This is a genomic window from Pseudomonas sp. GL_093 (assembly GCF_057837605.1).
Genome location: NZ_CM174448.1, coordinates 5,420,943 through 5,441,202 on the forward strand (window position 1 = coordinate 5,420,943; position 20,260 = coordinate 5,441,202).

General features: G+C 58.8%; 18 protein-coding genes. 6 read left to right on the plus strand and 12 right to left on the minus strand.

Translation table 11 applies throughout. The annotated features are described in order from the left end of the window. Positions 1 to 11 precede the first annotated feature (11 nt). Positions 12 to 737, plus strand: coding sequence for a 4'-phosphopantetheinyl transferase family protein (locus AC3IUE_RS25005; protein ID WP_201784096.1), 726 nt, complete (start codon positions 12 to 14; stop codon positions 735 to 737). 126 nt (positions 738 to 863) lie between these two features. Here AC3IUE_RS25005 and AC3IUE_RS25010 read toward each other — a convergent pair whose 3' ends face one another. Together AC3IUE_RS25010 and AC3IUE_RS25015 are read right to left on the minus strand one after the other, a co-directional pair. Continuing rightward, a complete protein-coding gene (locus AC3IUE_RS25010) occupies positions 864 to 2,474 on the minus strand; it encodes an ATP-binding protein (RefSeq protein WP_056743308.1) in 1,611 nt (536 codons plus the stop codon). Continuing rightward, positions 2,471 to 3,184: a response regulator gene (locus tag AC3IUE_RS25015; RefSeq protein WP_046046510.1), complete on the minus strand. Its 714-nt coding sequence runs from the start codon at positions 3,182 to 3,184 to the stop codon at positions 2,471 to 2,473. The genes AC3IUE_RS25010 and AC3IUE_RS25015 overlap by 4 nt, the downstream gene beginning before the upstream one ends. A gap of 738 nt (positions 3,185 to 3,922) precedes the next feature. On the opposite strand from AC3IUE_RS25015, the gene AC3IUE_RS25020 reads away from it, so the two are divergent. Then, on the plus strand, positions 3,923 to 6,817 hold the full coding sequence (locus AC3IUE_RS25020; RefSeq protein WP_056743310.1) for a ribonucleoside-diphosphate reductase subunit alpha: 2,895 nt from the start codon (positions 3,923 to 3,925) through the stop codon (positions 6,815 to 6,817). 248 nt (positions 6,818 to 7,065) lie between these two features. On the opposite strand, the gene flgE is transcribed toward AC3IUE_RS25020, so the two are convergent. The 6 genes from flgE to AC3IUE_RS25050 form a co-directional block, all read right to left on the minus strand. After that, a complete protein-coding gene (gene flgE, locus AC3IUE_RS25025) occupies positions 7,066 to 8,391 on the minus strand; it encodes a flagellar hook protein FlgE (protein WP_056743312.1) in 1,326 nt (441 codons plus the stop codon). Between the two features lie 31 nt (positions 8,392 to 8,422). Continuing rightward, positions 8,423 to 9,145, minus strand: coding sequence for a flagellar hook assembly protein FlgD (gene flgD, locus AC3IUE_RS25030; protein ID WP_056743314.1), 723 nt, complete (start codon positions 9,143 to 9,145; stop codon positions 8,423 to 8,425). A gap of 15 nt (positions 9,146 to 9,160) precedes the next feature. Next, on the minus strand, positions 9,161 to 9,604 hold the full coding sequence (gene flgC / locus AC3IUE_RS25035) for a flagellar basal body rod protein FlgC (RefSeq protein ID WP_046046514.1): 444 nt from the start codon (positions 9,602 to 9,604) through the stop codon (positions 9,161 to 9,163). Between the two features lie 3 nt (positions 9,605 to 9,607). Further along, positions 9,608 to 10,015, minus strand: coding sequence for a flagellar basal body rod protein FlgB (gene flgB / locus AC3IUE_RS25040; RefSeq protein ID WP_489264095.1), 408 nt, complete (start codon positions 10,013 to 10,015; stop codon positions 9,608 to 9,610). A 365-nt stretch (positions 10,016 to 10,380) separates the two neighbouring features. Then, positions 10,381 to 11,208, minus strand: coding sequence for a protein-glutamate O-methyltransferase CheR (cheR, locus tag AC3IUE_RS25045; RefSeq protein ID WP_056743318.1), 828 nt, complete (start codon positions 11,206 to 11,208; stop codon positions 10,381 to 10,383). Between the two features lie 46 nt (positions 11,209 to 11,254). Beyond that, the gene (locus AC3IUE_RS25050; protein WP_008147956.1) at positions 11,255 to 12,187 is read right to left on the minus strand and encodes a chemotaxis protein CheV; all 933 of its coding nucleotides are present in this window, start codon (positions 12,185 to 12,187) and stop codon (positions 11,255 to 11,257) included. A gap of 82 nt (positions 12,188 to 12,269) precedes the next feature. On the opposite strand from AC3IUE_RS25050, the gene flgA reads away from it, so the two are divergent. The 4 genes from flgA (at position 12,270) to AC3IUE_RS25070 (ending at position 14,880) form a co-directional block, all read left to right on the plus strand. Then, positions 12,270 to 13,031, plus strand: a complete 762-nt coding sequence (gene flgA, locus AC3IUE_RS25055) for a flagellar basal body P-ring formation chaperone FlgA (RefSeq protein WP_056743320.1) — start codon at positions 12,270 to 12,272, stop codon at positions 13,029 to 13,031. Positions 13,032 to 13,198: 167 nt separating this feature from the next. Further along, entirely contained in the window at positions 13,199 to 13,525 is a 327-nt protein-coding gene (gene flgM / locus AC3IUE_RS25060; RefSeq protein WP_008147951.1) for a flagellar biosynthesis anti-sigma factor FlgM, read from the plus strand. Between the two features lie 48 nt (positions 13,526 to 13,573). Continuing rightward, positions 13,574 to 14,041 (plus strand): flagella synthesis protein FlgN, encoded by a 468-nt coding sequence (locus AC3IUE_RS25065; RefSeq protein WP_056743324.1) that lies wholly within the window; start codon positions 13,574 to 13,576, stop codon positions 14,039 to 14,041. Between the two features lie 92 nt (positions 14,042 to 14,133). Beyond that, complete coding sequence (locus tag AC3IUE_RS25070) at positions 14,134 to 14,880, plus strand: flagellar brake protein (RefSeq protein WP_056743326.1); 747 nt, start codon at positions 14,134 to 14,136, stop codon at positions 14,878 to 14,880. 72 nt (positions 14,881 to 14,952) lie between these two features. Here AC3IUE_RS25070 and AC3IUE_RS25075 read toward each other — a convergent pair whose 3' ends face one another. The 4 genes from AC3IUE_RS25075 to AC3IUE_RS25090 all read right to left on the minus strand — a co-directional run bounded on the left by AC3IUE_RS25075 (position 14,953) and on the right by AC3IUE_RS25090 (position 20,132). Next, positions 14,953 to 16,323 carry an MFS transporter gene (locus AC3IUE_RS25075; RefSeq protein WP_489264096.1) on the minus strand — a complete coding sequence of 457 codons (1,371 nt, stop codon included), beginning with the start codon at positions 16,321 to 16,323 and terminating at the stop codon, positions 14,953 to 14,955. A gap of 71 nt (positions 16,324 to 16,394) precedes the next feature. Next, on the minus strand, positions 16,395 to 17,636 hold the full coding sequence (locus tag AC3IUE_RS25080; RefSeq protein WP_489268945.1) for a glutamine synthetase family protein: 1,242 nt from the start codon (positions 17,634 to 17,636) through the stop codon (positions 16,395 to 16,397). Between the two features lie 202 nt (positions 17,637 to 17,838). Further along, the gene (locus AC3IUE_RS25085; protein ID WP_489264097.1) at positions 17,839 to 18,531 is read right to left on the minus strand and encodes a sensor histidine kinase; all 693 of its coding nucleotides are present in this window, start codon (positions 18,529 to 18,531) and stop codon (positions 17,839 to 17,841) included. Then, positions 18,528 to 20,132, minus strand: a complete 1,605-nt coding sequence (locus AC3IUE_RS25090) for a response regulator (RefSeq protein WP_489264098.1) — start codon at positions 20,130 to 20,132, stop codon at positions 18,528 to 18,530. Before AC3IUE_RS25090 ends, AC3IUE_RS25085 begins: the two co-directional genes overlap by 4 nt. Positions 20,133 to 20,260: the final 128 nt, after the last annotated feature.

The following is a 20,260-nucleotide window of genomic DNA, read 5'->3' on the forward strand; positions in this document are numbered from 1 at the left end:
AAATGCCCCACATGAATCGCGCCCCCGCCCTACCCGTCTGCTGCACTCCACTCGATGCCCATTGGCCGCTGCCGTTTGCGCTGCCCGATACGGTGCTGTTGAGTACTCACTTCGATACCTCGCAACTGGCCAGCGATGATTTCCAGCGCAGCGCCATCGAGCCGCCGCCCACCATCCAGCGTTCGGTCGCCAAGCGTCAGGCGGAGTTTCTCGCCGGGCGGGTTTGCGCTCGGGCGGCGTTGCAACAGTTGGAAGGGCTGAACTTCATCCCGGCCATCGGCGAGGACCGGGCACCGGTGTGGCCGACACACATCACGGGCTCGATCACCCACAGCACCGGCCGGGCCTCGGCGATTGTCGCGAAGAAAACCCACTGGCGCGGCCTGGGGATGGACCTGGAAAACCTGCTCAACCCTGAACGGGCCGAGCGACTGGCCGGGGAAATCCTCACCCCGCCCGAGTTGCAACGCATGGCCGCTGGCCGTCGCGATCAGTTGGCGATGCTGGTGACCCTGACGTTTTCGGTGAAGGAAAGCCTGTTCAAGGCGCTGTATCCGATCGTTCAGCAGCGCTTTTATTTTGAACATGCCGAGGTTCTGGAGTGGAGCGAGAGCGGTGAAGTGCGGCTGCGGCTGCTGACTGATCTGTCCAGCGAATGGCGTAACGGCACTGAGCTGGATGCGCAGTTTGGGGTCATTGATGGGCAGTTGTTGAGTCTGGTCAGCATCAAGGCCTGAATATTTGTAGCGTCTGTTAGGGCCCCATCGCGAGCAAGCTCGCTCCCACAGGGGTTTGTGGTGTTGCATAGATCCAATGTGGGAGCGAGCTTGCTCGCGATGAGGCCAGAACAGACACCAACAATCTCACCGCTTCTCCTGATTCCTCGGCCAGCTCAGGCTGAAACACGCCCCGCCCAGGCTTTTGCTCTTGCTGATCAATGCCCGGCCATCATGCCAATGGATGATTCGCCGCACGATGGACAACCCCAACCCATGCCCACCGGAGGCGCGGGTACGGCTGTCATCGAGGCGCAGGAATGGCGTGAAAATCTTCTCCCAGGCCGTTTCCGGCACACCCGGCCCGTCATCCTCGACATCCACTCGACAGCGCTGCTGCCCGACCTGATAGCTGACGGTCACCCGTGATTGGGCGTGGCGCATGGCGTTGCTCACCAGGTTCTGCAATGCCCGGTGCAGGTAACGCGGCTCGGCCTCGACCCAGGCGTCGTCGTTGTCCGAGGCAGACAGGCACAAACCGCGCTGTACCGTGACCTCGGCGCGTAACGGCGCCAGTTCTTCGATCACCTGATTGACCAACGCATCCAGATCGATCCGCTGAAAATTCAGCGCCGGCGAACCCTGCTCCAATCGTGCGTAGGTGAGCATCTCGTCCACCAGTCGATCGAGATCCTCGATGTCGTGGTCCATGCCTTCACAGTATTTTTCCAACGCTTGCGGCGTGGTGGCCGAGCCGATCATTTCCAGGCCAAAACGCAACCGCGCCACGGGTGTGCGCAGCTCATGAGACACGGCGCGCACCAGCTCACGCTGAATCGCCAACAGTTGCTGCAAGTGCTCGGCCATGCCGTTGAACGCCGAAGCCAGACGTCCCACCGAGTCCGCGCCGCGTGCCGGCACGCGGGTTTCCAGGCTGCCCTTGGCGATGCGCGTGGCGGCCGCTTCCAGGCCACGCAAACGGCGCTCAAGTTGGCGCACCAACAAATAGACGATCAAACCGATCAGGCTCAAACCGAGGGCAGCGATCAGTACCAGCCATTCCGGCGGATAAGGATTCATCTGATACAACGGGCCGATTTCCAGCACCCACGGCGTGCCGACCATGCCGGCAAACACCCGGATCGAATCGCCGCCCTTGCCCAGCGCCATCACCGTGTCACCCTCGGACACCCGGCGACTCTGGTCCTCGTCCATGTCCGCCTGTTCGATCGTCACCAGCCGCAAGTCGAAACCAAACCCTTTATCGCGCTTCAACTGCGCCAGGCGCTCGGGTTGCTCAGCCACCGGGTAGCGCACCAGTTCGTCGGCCAACAGGTAAATAGTCGCCCGGGCCAGTTGTTCGCTGATCTGCTGAACTTCGCCGGTCAGAACCAGCTGTTCCTTGTCGCTGACCAGTCGATACACCTTCGCCGCGTGCGGACCGGTCTGTTCCACCAGCGCCTGACCGCGCAGCACGCGGGTGCGCTGGGTGAGGTCAAGGTCGGTCTGGGCAAAGGTCTTCAGCGCCAGCGGAATCCCCAGCAACCGCTCCCACACCAGCAAGGCACGGTGGCGCTCGGTTTCGTTCATCGGGTTCAGATTGTCGGCCATCAACGAGAACGTGCCGTGGGCCAGGCGTTCGCGGTATTGCTCGCCGCGCACTTGGTTAAGCAGGTGCAAGGCCAGCACGCCGAGTACCGCGACCAGAATCAGCGCCGCGCACATGCCGCCATAAATGCGCAGGAAGATCGAGTTCACAGCGTGCAGGCTTCCGGAACGAACAGATAACCTTTGCTGCGGATGGTCTTGATCAGCCGCGGATGCTCCGGGTCATCGCCGATTTTCGGGCGAATGCGCGAGATGCGCACGTCGATGGAACGGTCCTGGCCGTCATAGCCAATGCCACGCAGCGCGGTGAAAATCTCTTCCCGGGACAGGATGCGTCCGGCGTTGGCGACCAGCAGCCAGAGCAAGTCAAACTCTGCGCTGGTCAACTCGATGCCGTTGTCGTTAAGCCAGGCTTCGCGCAATGCGTTGTCGACCACCAACGGACCGAACTGCAGACGCCGTTGTTTTTCCGGCGCCACTTCAGGAGTTTCACTGCGTCGCAACAAGGCCTGGATGCGCGCCAGCAGCAGACGTGGGCGAACCGGTTTGCACACGTAGTCGTCGGCGCCCAGGTCCAGGCCGAGAATCTGATCGGTGTCGTCGGTGCGGGCGGTGAGCATCAGGATCGGGCCGTCATACTTGTCGCGAACCTTGCGGCAGATGCTCAGGCCATCTTCGCCCGGCAACATCAGGTCGAGGATCACCAGGTCCGGTTTCTCCTTGATGATCCGTGCCGCGGCCAAGGCGCCGTTGCCCTCGATGGATACGCGCAGACCATTGGCTTCCAGGTAGTCGCGGGTCAGTTCGGCCAGACGCTGGTCGTCCTCGACAATCAATACCTGCCAGGCTTCTTGCTCCACGGTGACCTCTGCTTGCCAACAACACTAATAAGGAAGGATCCGCCCGTCTTTTTGTAATGATTGGGGAGGATAAGAATGCGTACGCACTGGCCGATTGTATAAACGCCGCCCGCCGAGAACACAAGCCGGTAAATGCGTTCGGACAACGCGGATTTTTGTGATAGGGTTCGCGCCCTTAAAAATCCAAATGACCGTTTTCAATCATTGAAAATCAGTGAAAAACGGTCCGCTCCAGCTAGGTCGCGGCCTACACGCTCGTTCTACGTTTCACACACAATTTACGCACAGGTTTATCCACAGGTAGTACGTTGCAACACCCTCCAAAACGCATTATCTTGTACCTCGGCGCGAAAAAAACCCTACATGTAGGGTTTTACGCCAAAAACCAAACACAAACCGGACACCGATTTCAAGCGCTTTTATTGCCTCTTTCCGGTTGAACCAAACGTATTTTTGAAAGACCAAACCGCGCGTGCGGATGGCTACTGTTTTTGAGCCGAAAACGGCGTTAACGGTACGGGTGTTGCAGTCAATTACTGTCACCCAAAAGGATCCCGGTTTCAGGTTCAAGGCCTGGGACCAAAGACTTCGGCATGGAAGCGGCGCCCCAATTGCCCCTTCCTGATCTGTCCCGAAGTTGGTATGCCCGGCCCCTCGCCGGTTGTAGTGCTTCAGGACGGAACGGTGGGCACCGTGATGGTGCCCAAACAAACATAGAGAATGTGGAGACAACCCCCCATGCAAACCGACACAACTCGCGAGAACCCGCAGGGCACCTTGCCGCAGGCCGCAGATTCGACTTCGGATCTGTCCGCCACCGCGCCAGGCCAACTGCGCGTGATCAAGCGTAACGGCACTGTCGTTCCTTACACCGATGACAAAATCACCGTCGCTATCACCAAAGCGTTTCTCGCAGTTGAGGGCGGCACCGCTGCCGCTTCGTCGCGAATCCACGACACCGTTGCCCGTCTGACCGAACAAGTCACCGCGACCTTCAAGCGTCGCATGCCATCGGGCGGCACCATCCACATCGAAGAAATCCAGGACCAGGTCGAACTGGCCCTGATGCGTGCCGGCGAGCAGAAAGTGGCGCGCGACTACGTGATCTACCGTGACGGTCGTTCGAAAGAACGCGCTGCCCACGCTCCGGCCGAAGAAGCAGTCAACGCTCACCCGTCGATCCGCATCACCCGCGCCGATGGCACCTTTGCTCCTCTGGACATGGGTCGCCTGAACACCATCGTTACCGAAGCGTGCGAAGGCCTGGAAGAAGTCGACGGCGACCTGATCCAGCGCGAAACCCTGAAAAACCTGTACGACGGTGTGGCCCTGACCGACGTCAACACCGCCCTGGTGATGACCGCCCGTACCCTGGTTGAGCGTGAGCCGAACTACTCGTTCGTGACCGCTCGCCTGCTGATGGACACCCTGCGTGCCGAAGGCCTGAGCTTCCTGGAAGTCGCCGAAAGCGCGACCCACCACGAAATGGTCGACCTGTACGCCAAGGCCTTGCCTGCTTACATCGCCAAAGGTATCGAATTCGAATTGCTGAACCCGGTCCTGGCCACCTTCGACCTGGAAAAACTCGGCAAGGCGATCAACCACGAGCGCGATCAGCAGTTCACGTACCTGGGCCTGCAAACCCTGTACGACCGTTACTTCATCCACAAGGACGGTATCCGCTTCGAACTGCCGCAGATTTTCTTCATGCGCGTGGCCATGGGCCTGGCGATCGAAGAGAAGAACAAAGAAGACCGTGCGATCGAGTTCTACAACTTGTTGTCGTCCTTCGACTACATGTCGTCGACCCCGACCCTGTTCAACGCCGGCACCCTGCGTCCACAGCTGTCGAGCTGCTACCTGACCACCGTGCCGGATGACCTGTCGGGCATCTACCACGCGATCCACGACAACGCCATGTTGTCGAAATTCGCGGGCGGCCTAGGCAACGACTGGACCCCGGTTCGTGCACTCGGTTCGTACATCAAGGGCACCAACGGCAAATCCCAGGGCGTTGTTCCGTTCCTGAAAGTAGTGAACGACACCGCCGTTGCCGTTAACCAGGGTGGCAAGCGCAAAGGCGCTGTCTGTGCCTACCTGGAAACCTGGCACATGGACATCGAAGAGTTCATCGAGCTGCGCAAGAACACCGGTGATGATCGTCGTCGTACCCACGACATGAACACTGCCAACTGGATCCCTGACCTGTTCATGAAGCGCGTCTTCGATGACGGCAAGTGGACCCTGTTCTCGCCGTCCGAAGTGCCGGACCTGCACGACCTGACCGGCAAGGCTTTCGAAGAGCGTTACGAGTACTACGAAGCCCTGTCCGAGTACCCGGGCAAGATCAAGCTGTTCAAGACCATCCAGGCCAAAGACCTGTGGCGCAAAATGCTGTCCATGCTGTTTGAAACCGGCCACCCATGGCTGACCTTCAAAGACCCGTGCAACCTGCGCAGCCCGCAGCAGCACGTCGGTGTGGTTCACAGCTCGAACCTGTGCACCGAGATCACCTTGAACACCAACAAGGACGAGATCGCCGTTTGCAACCTGGGCTCGATCAACCTGCCGAACCACATCACCAACGGCAAGCTGGACACCGCCAAGCTGGAACGCACCGTGAACACCGCCGTTCGCATGCTCGATAACGTTATCGACATCAACTACTACTCGGTGCCACAAGCGAAGAACTCCAACTTCAAGCACCGTCCGGTCGGTCTGGGCATCATGGGCTTCCAGGACGCTTTGTACCTGCAGCACATTCCTTACGGTTCCGACGCTGCCGTCGAGTTCGCCGACAAGTCGATGGAAGCGGTCAGCTACTACGCGATCCAGGCTTCCTGCGACCTGGCCGACGAGCGCGGCGCCTACGAGACGTTCCAGGGTTCGCTGTGGTCCAAAGGCATCCTGCCGCTGGATTCGCAACAGATCCTGATCGAGCAACGTGGCCAGAAGTACATCGACGTTGACCTGAACGAATCCCTGGACTGGGCACCGGTTCGTGCCCGCGTTCAGAAAGGCATTCGTAACTCCAACATCATGGCCATCGCACCGACCGCGACCATCGCCAACATCACTGGCGTATCGCAGTCGATCGAACCGACCTACCAGAACCTCTACGTGAAATCGAACCTGTCGGGCGAATTCACCGTGATCAACCCGTACCTGGTTCGCGACCTGAAGGCTCGCGGTCTGTGGGACTCGGTCATGATCAACGACCTGAAGTACTACGACGGTTCGGTGCAACAGATCGAGCGCATCCCGCAAGAACTCAAAGAGCTCTACGCGACTGCCTTCGAAGTGGACACCAAGTGGATCGTTGACGCGGCAAGCCGTCGCCAGAAGTGGATCGACCAGGCTCAGTCGCTGAACCTGTACATCGCTGGCGCATCGGGCAAGAAGCTGGACGTGACCTACCGCATGGCCTGGTACCGTGGTCTGAAAACCACTTACTACCTCCGTGCCCTGGCCGCGACCAGCACCGAGAAGTCGACCATCAACACCGGCAAGCTGAACGCTGTTTCCAGCGGCGGCAACCACGGTGAAGATTCGGTCCTGGCAGCACCTGCCGGCCCTGCTCCAGTGCCAAAGGCTTGCGCCATCGACGAGCCGGATTGCGAAGCTTGCCAATAAGCTGAGCCGGTAGGCGCCGCAAGGCGCTTACTCGAAACCCCCGACAGGCCTCTGGCTTGTCGGGGGTTTTCTTTTGCCTGCCTTTCAAGATCAAAAGATCGCAGCCTCGTTTCACTCGACAGCTCCTACAGGGGACCGCTATTTCCTGTAGGAGCTGTCGAGTGAAACGAGGCTGCGATCTTTTTGCCAGCCATAAAAAAGCCCCTCGATTGAGGGGCTCTTTGTGCAGCGTTATCCGCCAACCCGCATCAGGTCATCTGAATGATGGTCTGCATGATGGTGCTTTGGGTGGAGATGGTCTTGGCGTTCGCCTGGTAGTTGCTCTGCGCCTTGATCAGGTCGACCAGTTCATTGGTCAGGTTGACGTTGGACTCTTCCAGAGAGTTGGAGTGGATCTCGCCCAGGGTACCGGTGTTCGGCGCATCGTAGCCCGGGATACCCGACGAATAGGTTTCTTTCCAACTGGTGCCGCCTACAGGCTGCAAACCTTGTTCGTTGGTGAAACTGGCGAGCGAGATCTGACCGATGGCCTTGGTCTGGCTGTTGCTGAAGTTGGCGAGCATCACACCGCTGGTATCGATGGTCAGGTTGGTGATCTGGCCGGTGGCGTAGCCGTTTTGCGAAGGAATCGAACGCGCGGTGTCAGCGTTGTACTGCGTGGTTTTGTCCATGGAGACCGTAACGACGCCGGAGGCAGCGCCGTTGGCTTTCCACACGCCATTGGTCACGGTACCCGGAACCCAGCCGGTGACCTGCAGGTCAGGGCTGGTTACCACGGATGGCGGAACGGTCGCTGGAACAACCGGTGTGGTGACCGAAGTCAGCTTGCCGGAGCTGTCGAAGTTCATGGTCGAAGCGACCGGAAGGGAAGCGGCAAGAGTAGGATCGCTGCCATCCGGGTTGCGACCCTCGATCAGGGTGTAGGTCTTCCAGGTGTTGTCAGCAGTCTTGACCATGTATTGATCCATGATGTGCTGGTTACCCTGGGTATCATAAATCGGGGTACTGAACTGCTTGGTGAAAGACGCTTCCTTGGACGGGTCAAACGGATTGGTAGTCTGGTTGATGATGGGAGCTGTGGAGTTCAGGTTGATCGTCGACGAAACCGTGGAGGTGTTTTTTGGCGCCAGGTTCGACGTATCGATGCGCAGGTCAGTCAAAACACCATTGAGGATCTTGCCATTGGCATCCACGCCATAACCCTGCAGACGCGCAGAGCCATCGCTATTGGTGACGTAACCGTCCTTGTCGACCTTGAACGTACCGGCACGGGTGTAGGACATCGAACCGTTCTCGCTCAGCACGAAGAAACCGGAACCATTGATACCCATGTCCAGCACGTTGCCGGTGTTGCTGACGTCGCCCTGGGTGAACTGCTGGGAAACGTTGGACAGGCGCACGCCGTTACCGATGGTTTTGCTGCCGGTACCCAGCTTGGTGGCCGAGTAAACGTCTTCGAATTCCGCACGGGACGATTTGAAACCGGTGGTCGCGACGTTGGCGATGTTGTTGCCGGTCACGTCCAGTTGTTTGTTGGCTGCATAGAGACCGCTAAGGCCGATATTGAAAGACATATTCCACTCCTTTGTGCCGTGTTAGTCGGCTCTACATACCAATAGTTTGTACTTTGGACAGAGCGATGCTGCCCGCCCCGGCCAGGTTGAGCATCAACTCACCGCCGGTCTGGCTGATGGTCACGCTGTTGACGGTGGCCGGCAGGTACGTCACCAGCGAGGTCGCCTTGCCGTCGTAGGTCGCCGTAGCGCCGAAGGTATAGGTACCCGCCGTGGCCACTTCGCCTGCGTCGTTTTTGCCGTCCCAGATGAAACTGGAAGTACCGGTTTTCTGGCTGGCCAGGTCGATCGTGCGGACAACCTTGCCATCGGTATCGGTGATCTTGACCTTGACCGGGTCCACCGACGCCGGTACGGCAATGGTGCCGCTGAAACTCTTGGAGGTATCGACCACCGCCTTGTCGGTCGGTGCAATAACCGAACGTCCGACCAGCGACGACGCCTGCAATGCCTGGGACGAGTTGTAATTGCTCGCCAGGCCACTGACGGTGTCGTTAAGCGTGGTGATGCCTTCCAGGCTACTGAACTGGGCCAACTGGGCGACGAACGCGCCGTTGTCCTGCGGTTCCAGCGGGTTCTGGTTTTTCAGTTGCGTTACCAGCAACTGCAGGAACGCGTCCTTGCCCAGGGCCTTTTTGCCGGTGGCGCTGTTCGTCGCCGACGTCAGGCCATCCGTCGTGGTGCTGGTCTTGATCGAGGAGTTGGCCAGGATGTCCTTGAGGCTAATGCCACTGGTGGTATCGGTAACACTCATCTGAGTCGCCCCTTATCACTGACCGAGGGTCAGGACCTTCTGCATCATGGTTTTGGCGGTGTTCATCATTTCGGCGTTGGTCTGGAACGAACGGCTCGCGGAAATCATGTCAGCCATTTCTTCCACCACGTTGACGTTCGGGTAGTAGACGTAGCCCTTGGCGTCAGCCGCCGGATGGTTCGGCTCGTAGCGCGCCTCAAGGTTGCTCTGGTCCTCGACCACGCCCAGCACTTGCACGCCTTGACCGGCCGCGTCCTGGTTCTGGAACAGCGAGTCGCTGCCACCGCTCTGGCCACCCTGGAACATGGTGGCGAATACCGGGTGCCGTGCACGGTAGGTCTGGTCGATGCTCGACGAGACGGTTTCGGCGTTGGCGATGTTCGAGGCGACGGTGTTCAAGCGAGTGGTCTGGGCACTCATGCCGCTACCGGCAATGTTGAAAACACTGGCTAGAGACATGACTTACTCTCCACGAAGGGCTGACATCAGCCCTTTGAATTTGCTGTTGAGCAGGGTGAAGCTGGCTTGGAAGTTGACCGCGTTTTCCGCGTAGTTCGACTGTTCCAGCTGGGCATCCACGGTGTTCTGGTCGATCGACGGTTGCATCGGCGTGCGATACAGCAGCGACTCGTCGCCATTGCCCAGGCCTTCGGCTTCGATATGACGGCTGTTGGTCATGTTCAAGGCGAAAGTGCCGTTCTTGGTCTTCTCGTTCTGCTCGGCGAGCACTTTCGAGAAGTCCAGATCCCGAGCCTTGTAGTTCGGGGTGTCGGCGTTGGCGATGTTGTTGGCCAGGACTTCGGCACGCTGAGCGCGGAAGCCCAGGGCTTGTTCGTGGATACCGAGCGCTTTATCGAAGCTGATGCTCATGTCGGAAACCTTCGGGTGACCTGATTTTTCGTAACAGGGACATAGCAAGCGTCGTGCCAATTGAAAAAAGCCCGTAAACAGGGGCTTTGCGGGCAGTGGCAATGCGGCAATGCCAGAAAAGCGGCAACCGATTTCCGCCGCCTGCCGCTTTTCTGCCGCTTATCCCGGCCGGGAGAACACCACCTGCCCCTGTGGGAGCGAGCTTGCTCGCGATAGCGGTGGATCAGGCAATGAAGATGTCGACTGATCCGACGCCATCGCGAGCAAGCTCGCTCCCACAGGGAATTGGGGTGTTTGGGGGAAATCATCAGGCAAAAAAAAACGGGAGCCCCTGAGGACTCCCGTTTTTTGATGACGCCAACGAATCACTTCGCCTGGTAAATGATCCCCGGGCTGCACTGGACCATCTGGTAATGATCCGGCAAACCGTTCAGCGCCTCGGAAGCACCGAGGAACAGATAACCGCCTGGCTTCAACGTGCTGTGAATGCGCAACAGGATGTCCTTCTTCACCTCGGCGGAGAAGTAGATCAGCACGTTGCGGCAGAACACGATGTCGAACTTGCCCAGGGCTGCGTAGCTGTCCAACAGGTTGAACGAGCGAAACTCCACCCGACTCTTGATCGGTGCCTTGATTGCCCAGCGCCCCGGCCCCTTCGGGTCGAAGTAACGTTGAAGGCGCTCGGGTGACAGGCCACGGCCGATGGCCAGGCTGTCGTACTCGCCGGTCTTGCAGTTGGTCAGCATGGTACCGGACAGGTCAGTGGCAACGATCTGCACGCCCATCTTCAACTGGCCCATGTTCACGCGTTCGAACTCATCGATCGACATCGACAGCGAGTACGGTTCCTGACCCGACGAACAGGCCGCCGACCAGATCCGCAGACGCTGGCCAGGGGCGGCCTTGATCGCTGCCGGCAGCACCCTGTTCTTCAAGACTTCAAACGGATAGGTGTCACGAAACCACAGGGTTTCGTTGGTGGTCATGGCATCCACCACCATCTCGCGCAAACCGCTGCGCGGCTGGGTCTGGATGCGCTGGACCAGTTCACCCAGGGACTTGATGCCTTGCTGTTCCATCAGTTTGTTGAGACGGCTCGAGACCAGGTACTGCTTGTTTTCACCGAGCAAAATGCCACAGGCTTTTTCCAGGAAGACCCGGAACTGTTCGAAATCCAAATTACCCGTAGACAAAGATGCCGCCTCTTAAATCGTATTAACCGTTAGGGGCAAAAGGCCCCTAGCTGATGTCTGCTGCTTTGATCCGGTTGACTACCCGGGATGCCAGGTCATCAGGACGGAATTTGGCAAGAAAGTCATCGGCACCGACCTTCTTGACCATCGCCTGATTGAATACACCCGACAACGAAGTATGCAGGATGATGTGAAGCTTTTGCATGCGAGGGTCGTTGCGGATCTCGGCCGTGAGGGTGTACCCGTCCATCTCCGGCATCTCGATGTCGGAAATCATCATCAGGAACTCTTCTTCCGGCTTCTTGCCCTCGTCGACCAGCTTGCGCAGGTAATCCAGCGCTTGCCGACCGTCGTTCAACGCCACCACTTCGACACCGACCGTCTGCAGACAACGAGTCACCTGCTTGCGCGCCACCGACGAGTCATCGACCGTCAGCACTCGCAAAGAGAGCGCCTTGTGCTGGGTTTCGACATCCACCACGCCGACGGAAATCGCTTCCGGTGTCGGCGCCACTTCTGCCAGCACTTTCTCGACGTCGATGATTTCGACTAACTGATTGTCGACCCGAGTCACAGCCGTCAGGTAATGATCGCGTCCCGTGCCCTTGGGTGGCGGATGAATCTCCTCCCAGTTCATGTTGACGATGCGTTCCACTGACCGCACCAGGAAACCCTGGGTCTTGGTGTTGTACTCCGTGATGATCACGAAGGGATTGCTTTGATCTTTCAGCGCACCGGAACCGGTCGCCATGGCCAGATCAAGAATCGGAATGGTCGCCCCCCGAATATTCGCCACACCGCACACGACAGGACTGGATTTTGGCATCAGCGTCAGTTTGGGGCATTGCAGCACCTCCCGAACCTTGAACACGTTGATCCCATACAGCTGTTGGCCGTCGAGACGGAACAACAACAGCTCAAGGCGATTCTGCCCTACCAGTTGCGTGCGCTGGTTTACCGCATCCATTACACCAGCCATGCACAGACTCCTACACCAACGCTTAAGTGTGTTGCGACGCGCATTCATCACTAAACGGCACGGCGCTTGCTTTTTAACTCTTATGAACACAGAACCGACATTTTTCCGACGCCTGACATCAAACGCCCGCAGATTGCTTTGCGCGGTGTCGGCTGTCTGCCTGTTCAACGCTGGCTGCCCTGCCCTTGCTGACGCGGTTACCTTGCCTGACATGCTTATCGGCGTCACTCAGGGCTTTCTTGAATTCACCGTAGAAGACTATCTGGCCACCAGTCAAACGGAAGGCCGCTACGAGATCGAGGTCAAGCAACTCGATCCGCGGCTGCGCATGCCCATGTGCGACAAGGAATTGACAGCCACGCTTGAGAGTCCGGCAAGGCCGCTGGGGCGGGTTACCGTCAAGGTTGCTTGCGAGGGCACGTCCCCCTGGACCGTCTTCGTACCCGCTCAAGTGCGCCTGTTTCGCGACATTGTGACCACCACCCGTGCGCTGCGGCGCGCCGGTATCGTCGAGCCCCAGGATGTGACCCTGCGCGAGCGTGACATCAGTCTGATCAACCAGGGTTACCTGACTTCCGTCGACCAGGCGATCGGGCAGAAACTTACCCGACCAATGGTCGCCGACCAGGTCATGACCCTGGTGCACATGGAACAGGCAGAAGTCATCAGCAAGGGCGACCAGGTGGTGATTACCGCCCGCAGTGGAACGCTCAGCGTGCGCATGCCGGGTGAAGCGCTGTCCAACGGCGGCTTGCGCGAACAGATTCGGGTGAAAAACCTCAACTCCCAGCGGGTCATCAAGGCGCAAGTCACCGCGCCCGGTCAGGTGGAAGTGGCCATGTAGAACTCTCTGCTTGTGAAGATGTGGCGCGCCACTCGACTGTTCCCTAGACTGTGCCCTATGCAGGGCAAGCGCTGACGCGCGCAAGCTCATTGATAATTGGGCCTAAAGTTTTTCCGGGTATGGCCGAAAACATGGCAAGCGTCCAAATACCCAGAGGTTTTTTTGTCATGGTCATCGATTTCAGCCGTTTGAACAGTTCCTCGTCACTTACCGGTAGTACACGTACCAGCACCGCGAAGGAGACCGCCGAAGCCGGCAAACCCGCACCGCTGAATACCCCGGCCGAACAGGCCAGTACCGTCAAAAGCGGGGAATCGGTACATCTCAGCAATGAGGCTCAACAGTTGCAGAAGGTCACTGACAAGCTGCGCGATCAGCCTGCCGTCGACAACGCCCGCGTGGCCGAGTTGAAAGCAGCGATTGCCGATGGCAGCTACAAAGTCGACAGCAACCGTGTAGCCAGCAAACTGCTCAACTTCGAAGCCCAGCGCTAGGCCAAGGCCTGCGCCAGGCTTTTGGACGCTTAAAACCCAAGGCCAGCCATGCACGACACTAATTTACTGCAACTGATCACCGACGATTTCGCCCCGGCACAGCACTTGCTGGAGTTACTGCAAACCGAGTCCCTCGCCTTGCACGGTCGCGATATGCCACTGCTCGAAGAAATTCTGGCGCAGAAACAGGCATTGATCATTTTGCTCGATCAGCATGGCCGCAAGCGCAGTGAAATCCTCGCCAGCCTCAACCTGCCGACCAACCGCAACGGCCTGGAGCAACTTGCCAGCCATTCGAGTATTGGCAATCAGCTGTTGGAACAGAGCGATGTATTGACCGATCTTCTGGCTCAGTGCCAGGCGGCCAACGTCAAGAATGGCCAGTCGATCCTGGTGCAACAGGCCTCAACGGCCAATCAGCTGAAAATCCTCAACGGCGGCGAGCCGCCAGCGCTCTATGATGCACGCGGATCAACCTCCATGCTTGCGAAGCCACGCCCGCTCAGTCAGGCTTGAGCCTGCTGAAAAGCGCGCACTATCAAGACGCGAAACTTGCTGGCAATATGCTGGCCAGCCGTAGTCATATTTTGTCTGGAGATTGATGAACCGTGTTCAATGCCTTAAGCGCGGAAGATGCTCCGCAGCCACCCAAGGTGCTCACCACGCCGTTGGAGATCTCCGGCAACCTGCGCCAGCTGCAAGACAGCCATGATCCGCTGATCATCACGTTCCATGAGCGCAGCCAGCGCTTCCAGAGTTATCTGGTGGACATTGACCGTGACAGCAACATGATTGCCCTGGACGAAATGATTCCCCGCGATGGTGAACGCTTCCTGCTCGCCGGCGAACCGTTCAAGGTCGAAGGTTTTCACGACGGCGTGCGCATTGCCTGGGAAAGCAACGGCCCGTTGACCATCGACGAATCCGGTGGTGGTCGCTGCTACCGTGGCGCCCTGCCCGCCGAGGTGGTTTACCACCAGCGTCGTAATGCATTCCGCGCAGCATTGAAGCTGGCACAACTGGTCAACGTCGATCTGGGCGGTGAAAAACTCAAGTCGCCGATCAGCGGCAAGCTATTGGACATCTCCGCCACCGGTTGCAAGTTGCGCTTCGAAGGCGACATCACGGACAGCCTGCAACTGGGCCAGGTCTATGACCGCTTCATCGCCGCCCTGCCTTTTGGCAACATGACGGCACCGGTCGAGCTGCGTTACCTGCACTTCGAAGAAAGGATCTCCACCACCTTCGCCGGCGTACGCTTTCACAACATGAGCGGGCTGGTGCAACGGCAGGTCGAGCGGTTCGTCTATCAGCTTCAGCGCGAAGCGCGGCGCTTCGACAAAGACGACATGTAATAAGACGCTTCAATAGAAAACGGGCAGTCCCTTGCGGTGACTGCCCGTTTTTTTATGCGTTGTTTTTATGCGTTATGGCCTGGCCTCGGTAAAACTTTGTTCGCGAGGTGCATCAGGGTCTTCGGGTGGCGGATCGGTTTCGGGCTCTGATTCAGGTTCCGGGTCCGGCTCAGGGCTGATCGGGTTCTGCATCTGATCCTGAACCACCTGCTCATCGACCCGCGGGTCAAGGCAAGCCACCAACGGCGAACTCGACATACTGTCCGGCATGGCGACGTGATGCAGCGGTGCATCGTCCACCACATGCAGGTTGGTCACCGCTTTCGGGCGAATCCGCCACACCAGCACCAACGCGAAGAAACTGAAGAAGGCATAGAGCATGTGGCTGCCGAACAGCTTCATCAGCACCCCGGCCACCAGCGGCCCGATACTGGCGCCGACACCGTAGGTCACCAGCAGCATCGCTGTCAGGGACACCCGGCGATCACCCTCGACGTGGTCGTTGGAGAACGCCACCGCCAGCGGATATAGGCAGAACATCACCAGCGAACAGCAGAACCCGGTGATAAACAAAATCTCCAGCGGTACCTGTTGCATGATTGCCAGCGGCAACGCGGTCAGCGCCAGGACCAGGGCAAAACAGCGGATCAACAGCGCCCGGTCATAACGGTCGGACAACCAGCCCAACGGCCATTGCACCAGCAACCCCGCAAAAATGCAGCTACCCATGAACAGACCGACCTGCTCTGTGGACAACCCCTGCTGTGAGGCATACAGCGGTGCCAGACCGTAGAACGAACCGATGATCAGCCCCGCCCCCAGCACCGTGCTCAACGACTGCGGCACACGCTTGATGAAGAACCGCGGCTCCATCGGTGCCGGGTGCAATGGCGCCGGGTGAATCCGCCGGGTCAGGGCCACCGGCACCAGGCACAGCGCGAAGCACAAGGCGACCAGCATCAGCAGTTCAAGGCCCAGGCCCGGGTGCATGACCAGAATCAACTGACCCAGCACCAGCCCCAGGTACGAGGCGATCATGTAGCCGCTGAACACCGTTCCGCGCTGCGAGGCTTCGGCCTGCTCATTGAGCCAGCTTTCGATAACCATGTATTGGCACATCATGCCGAGGCCGACGATCACCCGAAGGAAGATCCAGGCAGGCAACCAGTCCACCAGGCCATGGCCCAGCACCGCCGCGCCGACAATCCCGGCGCAAGCCGAATAGGCGCGAATGTGCCCGACCCGGGCAATCAGCCGGTGGCCGATCTTGCCACCCAGTACCAGGCCGCAATAGTTGGCCGCCATCAACGCACCGACCCACAGGCTGTCGACGTGGTCGGCGGCCAGGCGCAAGGCCAGGTAAGTACTCAACAGGCCAGAGCCGATCAACATCATCAGCGAGGCAAAATAAAGCGCTCGAAAGGGTTTCCAGATTTGGCGCATCGGCGTTCCGAGCGGCTCCTTGCAGTGAGTTTCAGGCTACCGACAAACGATAGCCTGATGTCGACGGGGCGTCAGGCCTGGGCCGCTAAAACACGCCGCTCCCAGGGAGTAATTTCATCAAAGAAGCTGGTCAACTCCATGGTCTTCGAGGCGATGTAGCCTTCGATGAATTCCTTGCCAAACAGTTCCTTCGCCAATTGGCTACGTTTCAGACGCTCAAGAGCCGCATGCAAGGTACACGGCAACGAAAGATTGTCCGGTACTTCGAATTCACCCTGGATCGGCTCGCTCGGTTCCAGTTTGTGTTCAATGCCATACAACCCTGCGGCAAGGCTGGCGGCGATCGCCAGGTAAGGATTTGCATCAGCCCCCGGCAAACGGTTCTCGACCCGACGAGCGGCGGGTGAACTGGCTGGAATACGCAATCCGGCCGCGCGATTGTCGTGGGACCAGCAGGCATTATTCGGCGACGCATACGGATGGCACAAGCGCTGATACGAGTTCACGTTCGGTGCGAACAACGCGGTGAAATCCGCCATGCCGGCCTGCTGACCCGCGATGAAATGACGGAAGGTCGCGGTCGGCTCACCAGCCTTGTCGCTGAACACGTTACGCCCGCTGCCGATCTCGATGATGCTCTGGTGAATATGCATCGAACTGCCCGGCGTGTGCGCCAGCGGCTTGGCCATGCAAACCACGGTCAGGCCATGCTTGAGCGCGACTTCTTTGAGCAGATGTTTGAACAGGAGTGTCTGGTCGGCCAGCAGCAGTGGGTCGCCGTGCAGCAGATTGATCTCGAACTGGCTCACGCCCATCTCGTGCATGAAGGTATCGCGCGGCAAGCCCAGGGCCGCCATGCAGGCGTAGACTTCACTGAAGAACGGCCGCAAACCATTATTGGAACTGATACTGAACGCCGATTGACCGTCCTCGCGACGACCGTCCAGGCCCAGCGGCGGCTGGAACGGTTGAGTCGGGTCGGTATTGGGCGCGAAGACAAAAAACTCTATCTCGGTCGCCACCACCGGCGCCAGGCCGAGGGCCGCGTAACGCGCGATCACGGCTTTGAGTTGGCCGCGGGTCGACAGAGACGAGCTTTCGCCGGTCAGCTCATCCGCATCGCAAATGGCCAAGGCACGCGGCTGCTGGCTCCACGGCAAGCGATGGATCTGTGCCGGGTCGGGCACCAGCGCCAGGTCACCATCATCACTGCCGTAAAAGCGCGCTGGCGGATATCCGCCCATGATGCATTGCAGCAGCACCCCCCGCGCCATCTGCAAACGCCGCCCCTCGAGAAAGCCTTCGGCGGTCATTACCTTGCCACGGGGTACGCCATTCAAATCCGGCGTGACACATTCAATCTCATCAATGCCCGTCAATCGCTGTGCGAGTGAGCGATGGCCATCGGTTGTCATGACGCAATCCTTTGTTGTTGTGCAAGCCGCGAACGGCGACCCGTACAAAATAGGCTCCGCCTGTTCGGAATATCAAGCAGCGACCAACAAAAAGAACCGGTCAGGGCAGATAGAGGCTGAACACCCCGCCACCCAGCGGGCCGCCATTGCTGATTTCAGTGCGCCCGCCCACGCCGTTGCGCTGATGAAGAGCGGCAATCCGCCCAGCAAAGTACAGGCCCAGGCCAGTGCTTCCGCTGCTGTGATTAATGCCCTGCACGTAATCGGCCTGACGCTCGATCATCTCGAGTGGATAACCCTCGCCATCGTCGTTGACGGTCAGCACCAGTTGCCCCGCTTCATCGCTGACACTGATCAACACCGCGTGGCGGGCGTAACGAATGGCGTTGTTGATGCTGTTGCCCAGCACCGAAGCAATCAGTTCCCGGTCGAAGAAACCCAGAGGGCTCAACGGGTCCACTTCATAGGTCGCCATGATGCCGCGACTGGCAAACACGTCCTGGTGGCAGGCCAATTGCGCTTCGATGAAGTCATCCAGTTCATGGTAGGCCGGTTGCAACGGCATCTGGTTGACGCCGAGTTTGTACAGCCCCAGCAACTGCACGAGCATGCCATTGAGGTGCGCGAATTCGAATTCGATCACGCCCTGCTCCGGGGTGTGCTGCTGCGGATCCGGCAAGCGCGCCAGCCATTGGCTGTGGGCCTGCATCAGCATCGCCAGGGAGTTCTTCATGTCGTGCACGGTGGAGGCAATCACCGTGGAAAAATCGAGTGCCTGTTCGCTGTTGTTCATTCGCCAAACGCCTTGCTTCGCAACTTCTGATAACGGGGAAAACGCGCATCGGAGTCGGGCATCAGGCCGACCATTTTCAGGCACGTCCGACATTCCTCCAGCTCCGCCGAAGGGACATTGGTATCGGTGCCGTGCAGCAGCGACTGGGCCATGTTCAGCGCGATACTGATGTTCTTGGGTTGCAGCGCCAGGGCTTTGCGGAACACCTGCCGCGCCTCCACCAGGTTGCCGGTCTTGTACACCCGCACGCCCTGACGGTTGAGGTCGGCAGCGGCGTTGCCGGAGTTGAGGATGGTCGGATCGTCTGTCAGCTTGGCGATGCCCTTCATCACCGTCGGGTCGTCGCCGTAGATTTCCGCGCAGTTTTTCAACATCGAGGCACCGGCGCTGGCCTGCCCGAGCATCTGCAGTTGCTTGGCCACCAGCAGCGCCGCTTCGGCGCTCATGAACTGTTCCATGCCATCGAGGCGCATCATCGCCTGTTCGGTGAGCTTCTCGGCAGTTTCGGCATCGTTGAGCAGCAGGCTGGTGGCTTTCATCAACCGCGCACGAATCTGCAGACCCGGGTCGGAAGGGTTTTCCTTGGCCACCGCACTCAGCGTCGTGTTGATTTCCAGTCGAGTCCGGGTATCCAGACCTTTTTCGCTGCCTTTGCTGATCAAGGCATGGGCCAGGCCAAGGTTGCTCTCCGCATCCTTGAAACGTGACTGCGCGCCCTGCGCCACGGCCTGACGATAGGCTTTGGAGGCGGTTTCAAAATCTTCGTTGGCCATCGCCAACTTACCCAGCTGCGCTTGCCGACGCACCGCCAGCGGCGACAAGCGGATCGCCTCTTCCAGCACATTCTGGGCCGCCTTCGTATCGCCTTCGGCGACCAGCACATCAGCCATGCCGTCGTAGAGCGCCGGCATCATCGGGAACACTTTCAGGGCTTTTTCATACACGCCCTTGGCCTGACCGACCTGGCCACGTTTGAACAGTAATTTGCCCAACCCGGCAAACGCCCACGGCAAAGGCCGATCAGCAATGATGCTGTCGTAGAGACGCTCCAGCGCCTCGTTCTGATTCAGGTCGCGCAAGGCATCGGCGCGGTAGCGCAGGCACAACGGCGAGTAGCGGATGTCTTGTTTGCACAAGGCGATGCAGGCATTGAGCACTTCAACCGGTTTGCCCCGGTCAAGGGCCTGCAGAATCGGCTTGAGCAAGGTCTTGCGTTGCTCCAGCCGCTCCAGCCGTTGAGCCAGGCCGGAACGGTTGAACGGTTTGGTCAGGTACGCATCGGGTTCGTGTTCCAACGCACTGAGCACCATCGCCTGACTGGTCTCGGCGGTGACCATGACGAACACGGCCTCATGGCTGATCAGCTTCTCGATCATCAGGTCTTCAAGCACCTGCTGACCGTTCTTCTTGCCGTCGCCCAGGTGAAAGTCCTGCAGGATGAAATCGTAGGCCTTCTGCGAACACATACGCAGCGCCTGTTCGCCGGTGTCGGCGGTGTCAACATCCTTGACGCCCAGCTCGCGCAGCATGGACCTGACGGAACTGCGGAAATCCGAAAAATCATCGACGATCAAAAAACGCTTTTGGTGATACGACAGCATCGAAGATTTCCAGGCAATTTAAGAAGAAGACCATGACTGTTCGGGTTATCGGCCAGTAGTAGTGTTCCCTTGAGAAGTCATGCCGTTTAGTACGCGCTAAATATTTGAAGGCGTTATCAAAAAACAGG

What these genes read in the sequence shown, in the direction of transcription:
- AC3IUE_RS25005 (WP_201784096.1), top strand. Translation starts at nt 12, where the DNA reads ATGAATCGCGCCCCCGCCCTACCCGTCTGCTGCACTCCACTCGATGCC.
- AC3IUE_RS25020 (WP_056743310.1), top strand. Translation starts at nt 3,923, where the DNA reads ATGCAAACCGACACAACTCGCGAGAACCCGCAGGGCACCTTGCCGCAG.
- flgE (WP_056743312.1), bottom strand. Translation starts at nt 8,391, where the DNA reads ATGTCTTTCAATATCGGCCTTAGCGGTCTCTATGCAGCCAACAAACAA.
- flgD (WP_056743314.1), bottom strand. Translation starts at nt 9,145, where the DNA reads ATGAGTGTTACCGATACCACCAGTGGCATTAGCCTCAAGGACATCCTG.
- flgC (WP_046046514.1), bottom strand. Translation starts at nt 9,604, where the DNA reads ATGTCTCTAGCCAGTGTTTTCAACATTGCCGGTAGCGGCATGAGTGCC.
- flgB (WP_489264095.1), bottom strand. Translation starts at nt 10,015, where the DNA reads ATGAGCATCAGCTTCGATAAAGCGCTCGGTATCCACGAACAAGCCCTG.
- AC3IUE_RS25050 (WP_008147956.1), bottom strand. Translation starts at nt 12,187, where the DNA reads ATGGCTGGTGTAATGGATGCGGTAAACCAGCGCACGCAACTGGTAGGG.
- flgA (WP_056743320.1), top strand. Translation starts at nt 12,270, where the DNA reads ATGAACACAGAACCGACATTTTTCCGACGCCTGACATCAAACGCCCGC.
- flgM (WP_008147951.1), top strand. Translation starts at nt 13,199, where the DNA reads ATGGTCATCGATTTCAGCCGTTTGAACAGTTCCTCGTCACTTACCGGT.
- AC3IUE_RS25065 (WP_056743324.1), top strand. Translation starts at nt 13,574, where the DNA reads ATGCACGACACTAATTTACTGCAACTGATCACCGACGATTTCGCCCCG.
- AC3IUE_RS25075 (WP_489264096.1), bottom strand. Translation starts at nt 16,323, where the DNA reads ATGCGCCAAATCTGGAAACCCTTTCGAGCGCTTTATTTTGCCTCGCTG.
- AC3IUE_RS25080 (WP_489268945.1), bottom strand. Translation starts at nt 17,636, where the DNA reads ATGACCGCCGAAGGCTTTCTCGAGGGGCGGCGTTTGCAGATGGCGCGG.
- AC3IUE_RS25085 (WP_489264097.1), bottom strand. Translation starts at nt 18,531, where the DNA reads ATGAACAACAGCGAACAGGCACTCGATTTTTCCACGGTGATTGCCTCC.
- AC3IUE_RS25090 (WP_489264098.1), bottom strand. Translation starts at nt 20,132, where the DNA reads ATGCTGTCGTATCACCAAAAGCGTTTTTTGATCGTCGATGATTTTTCG.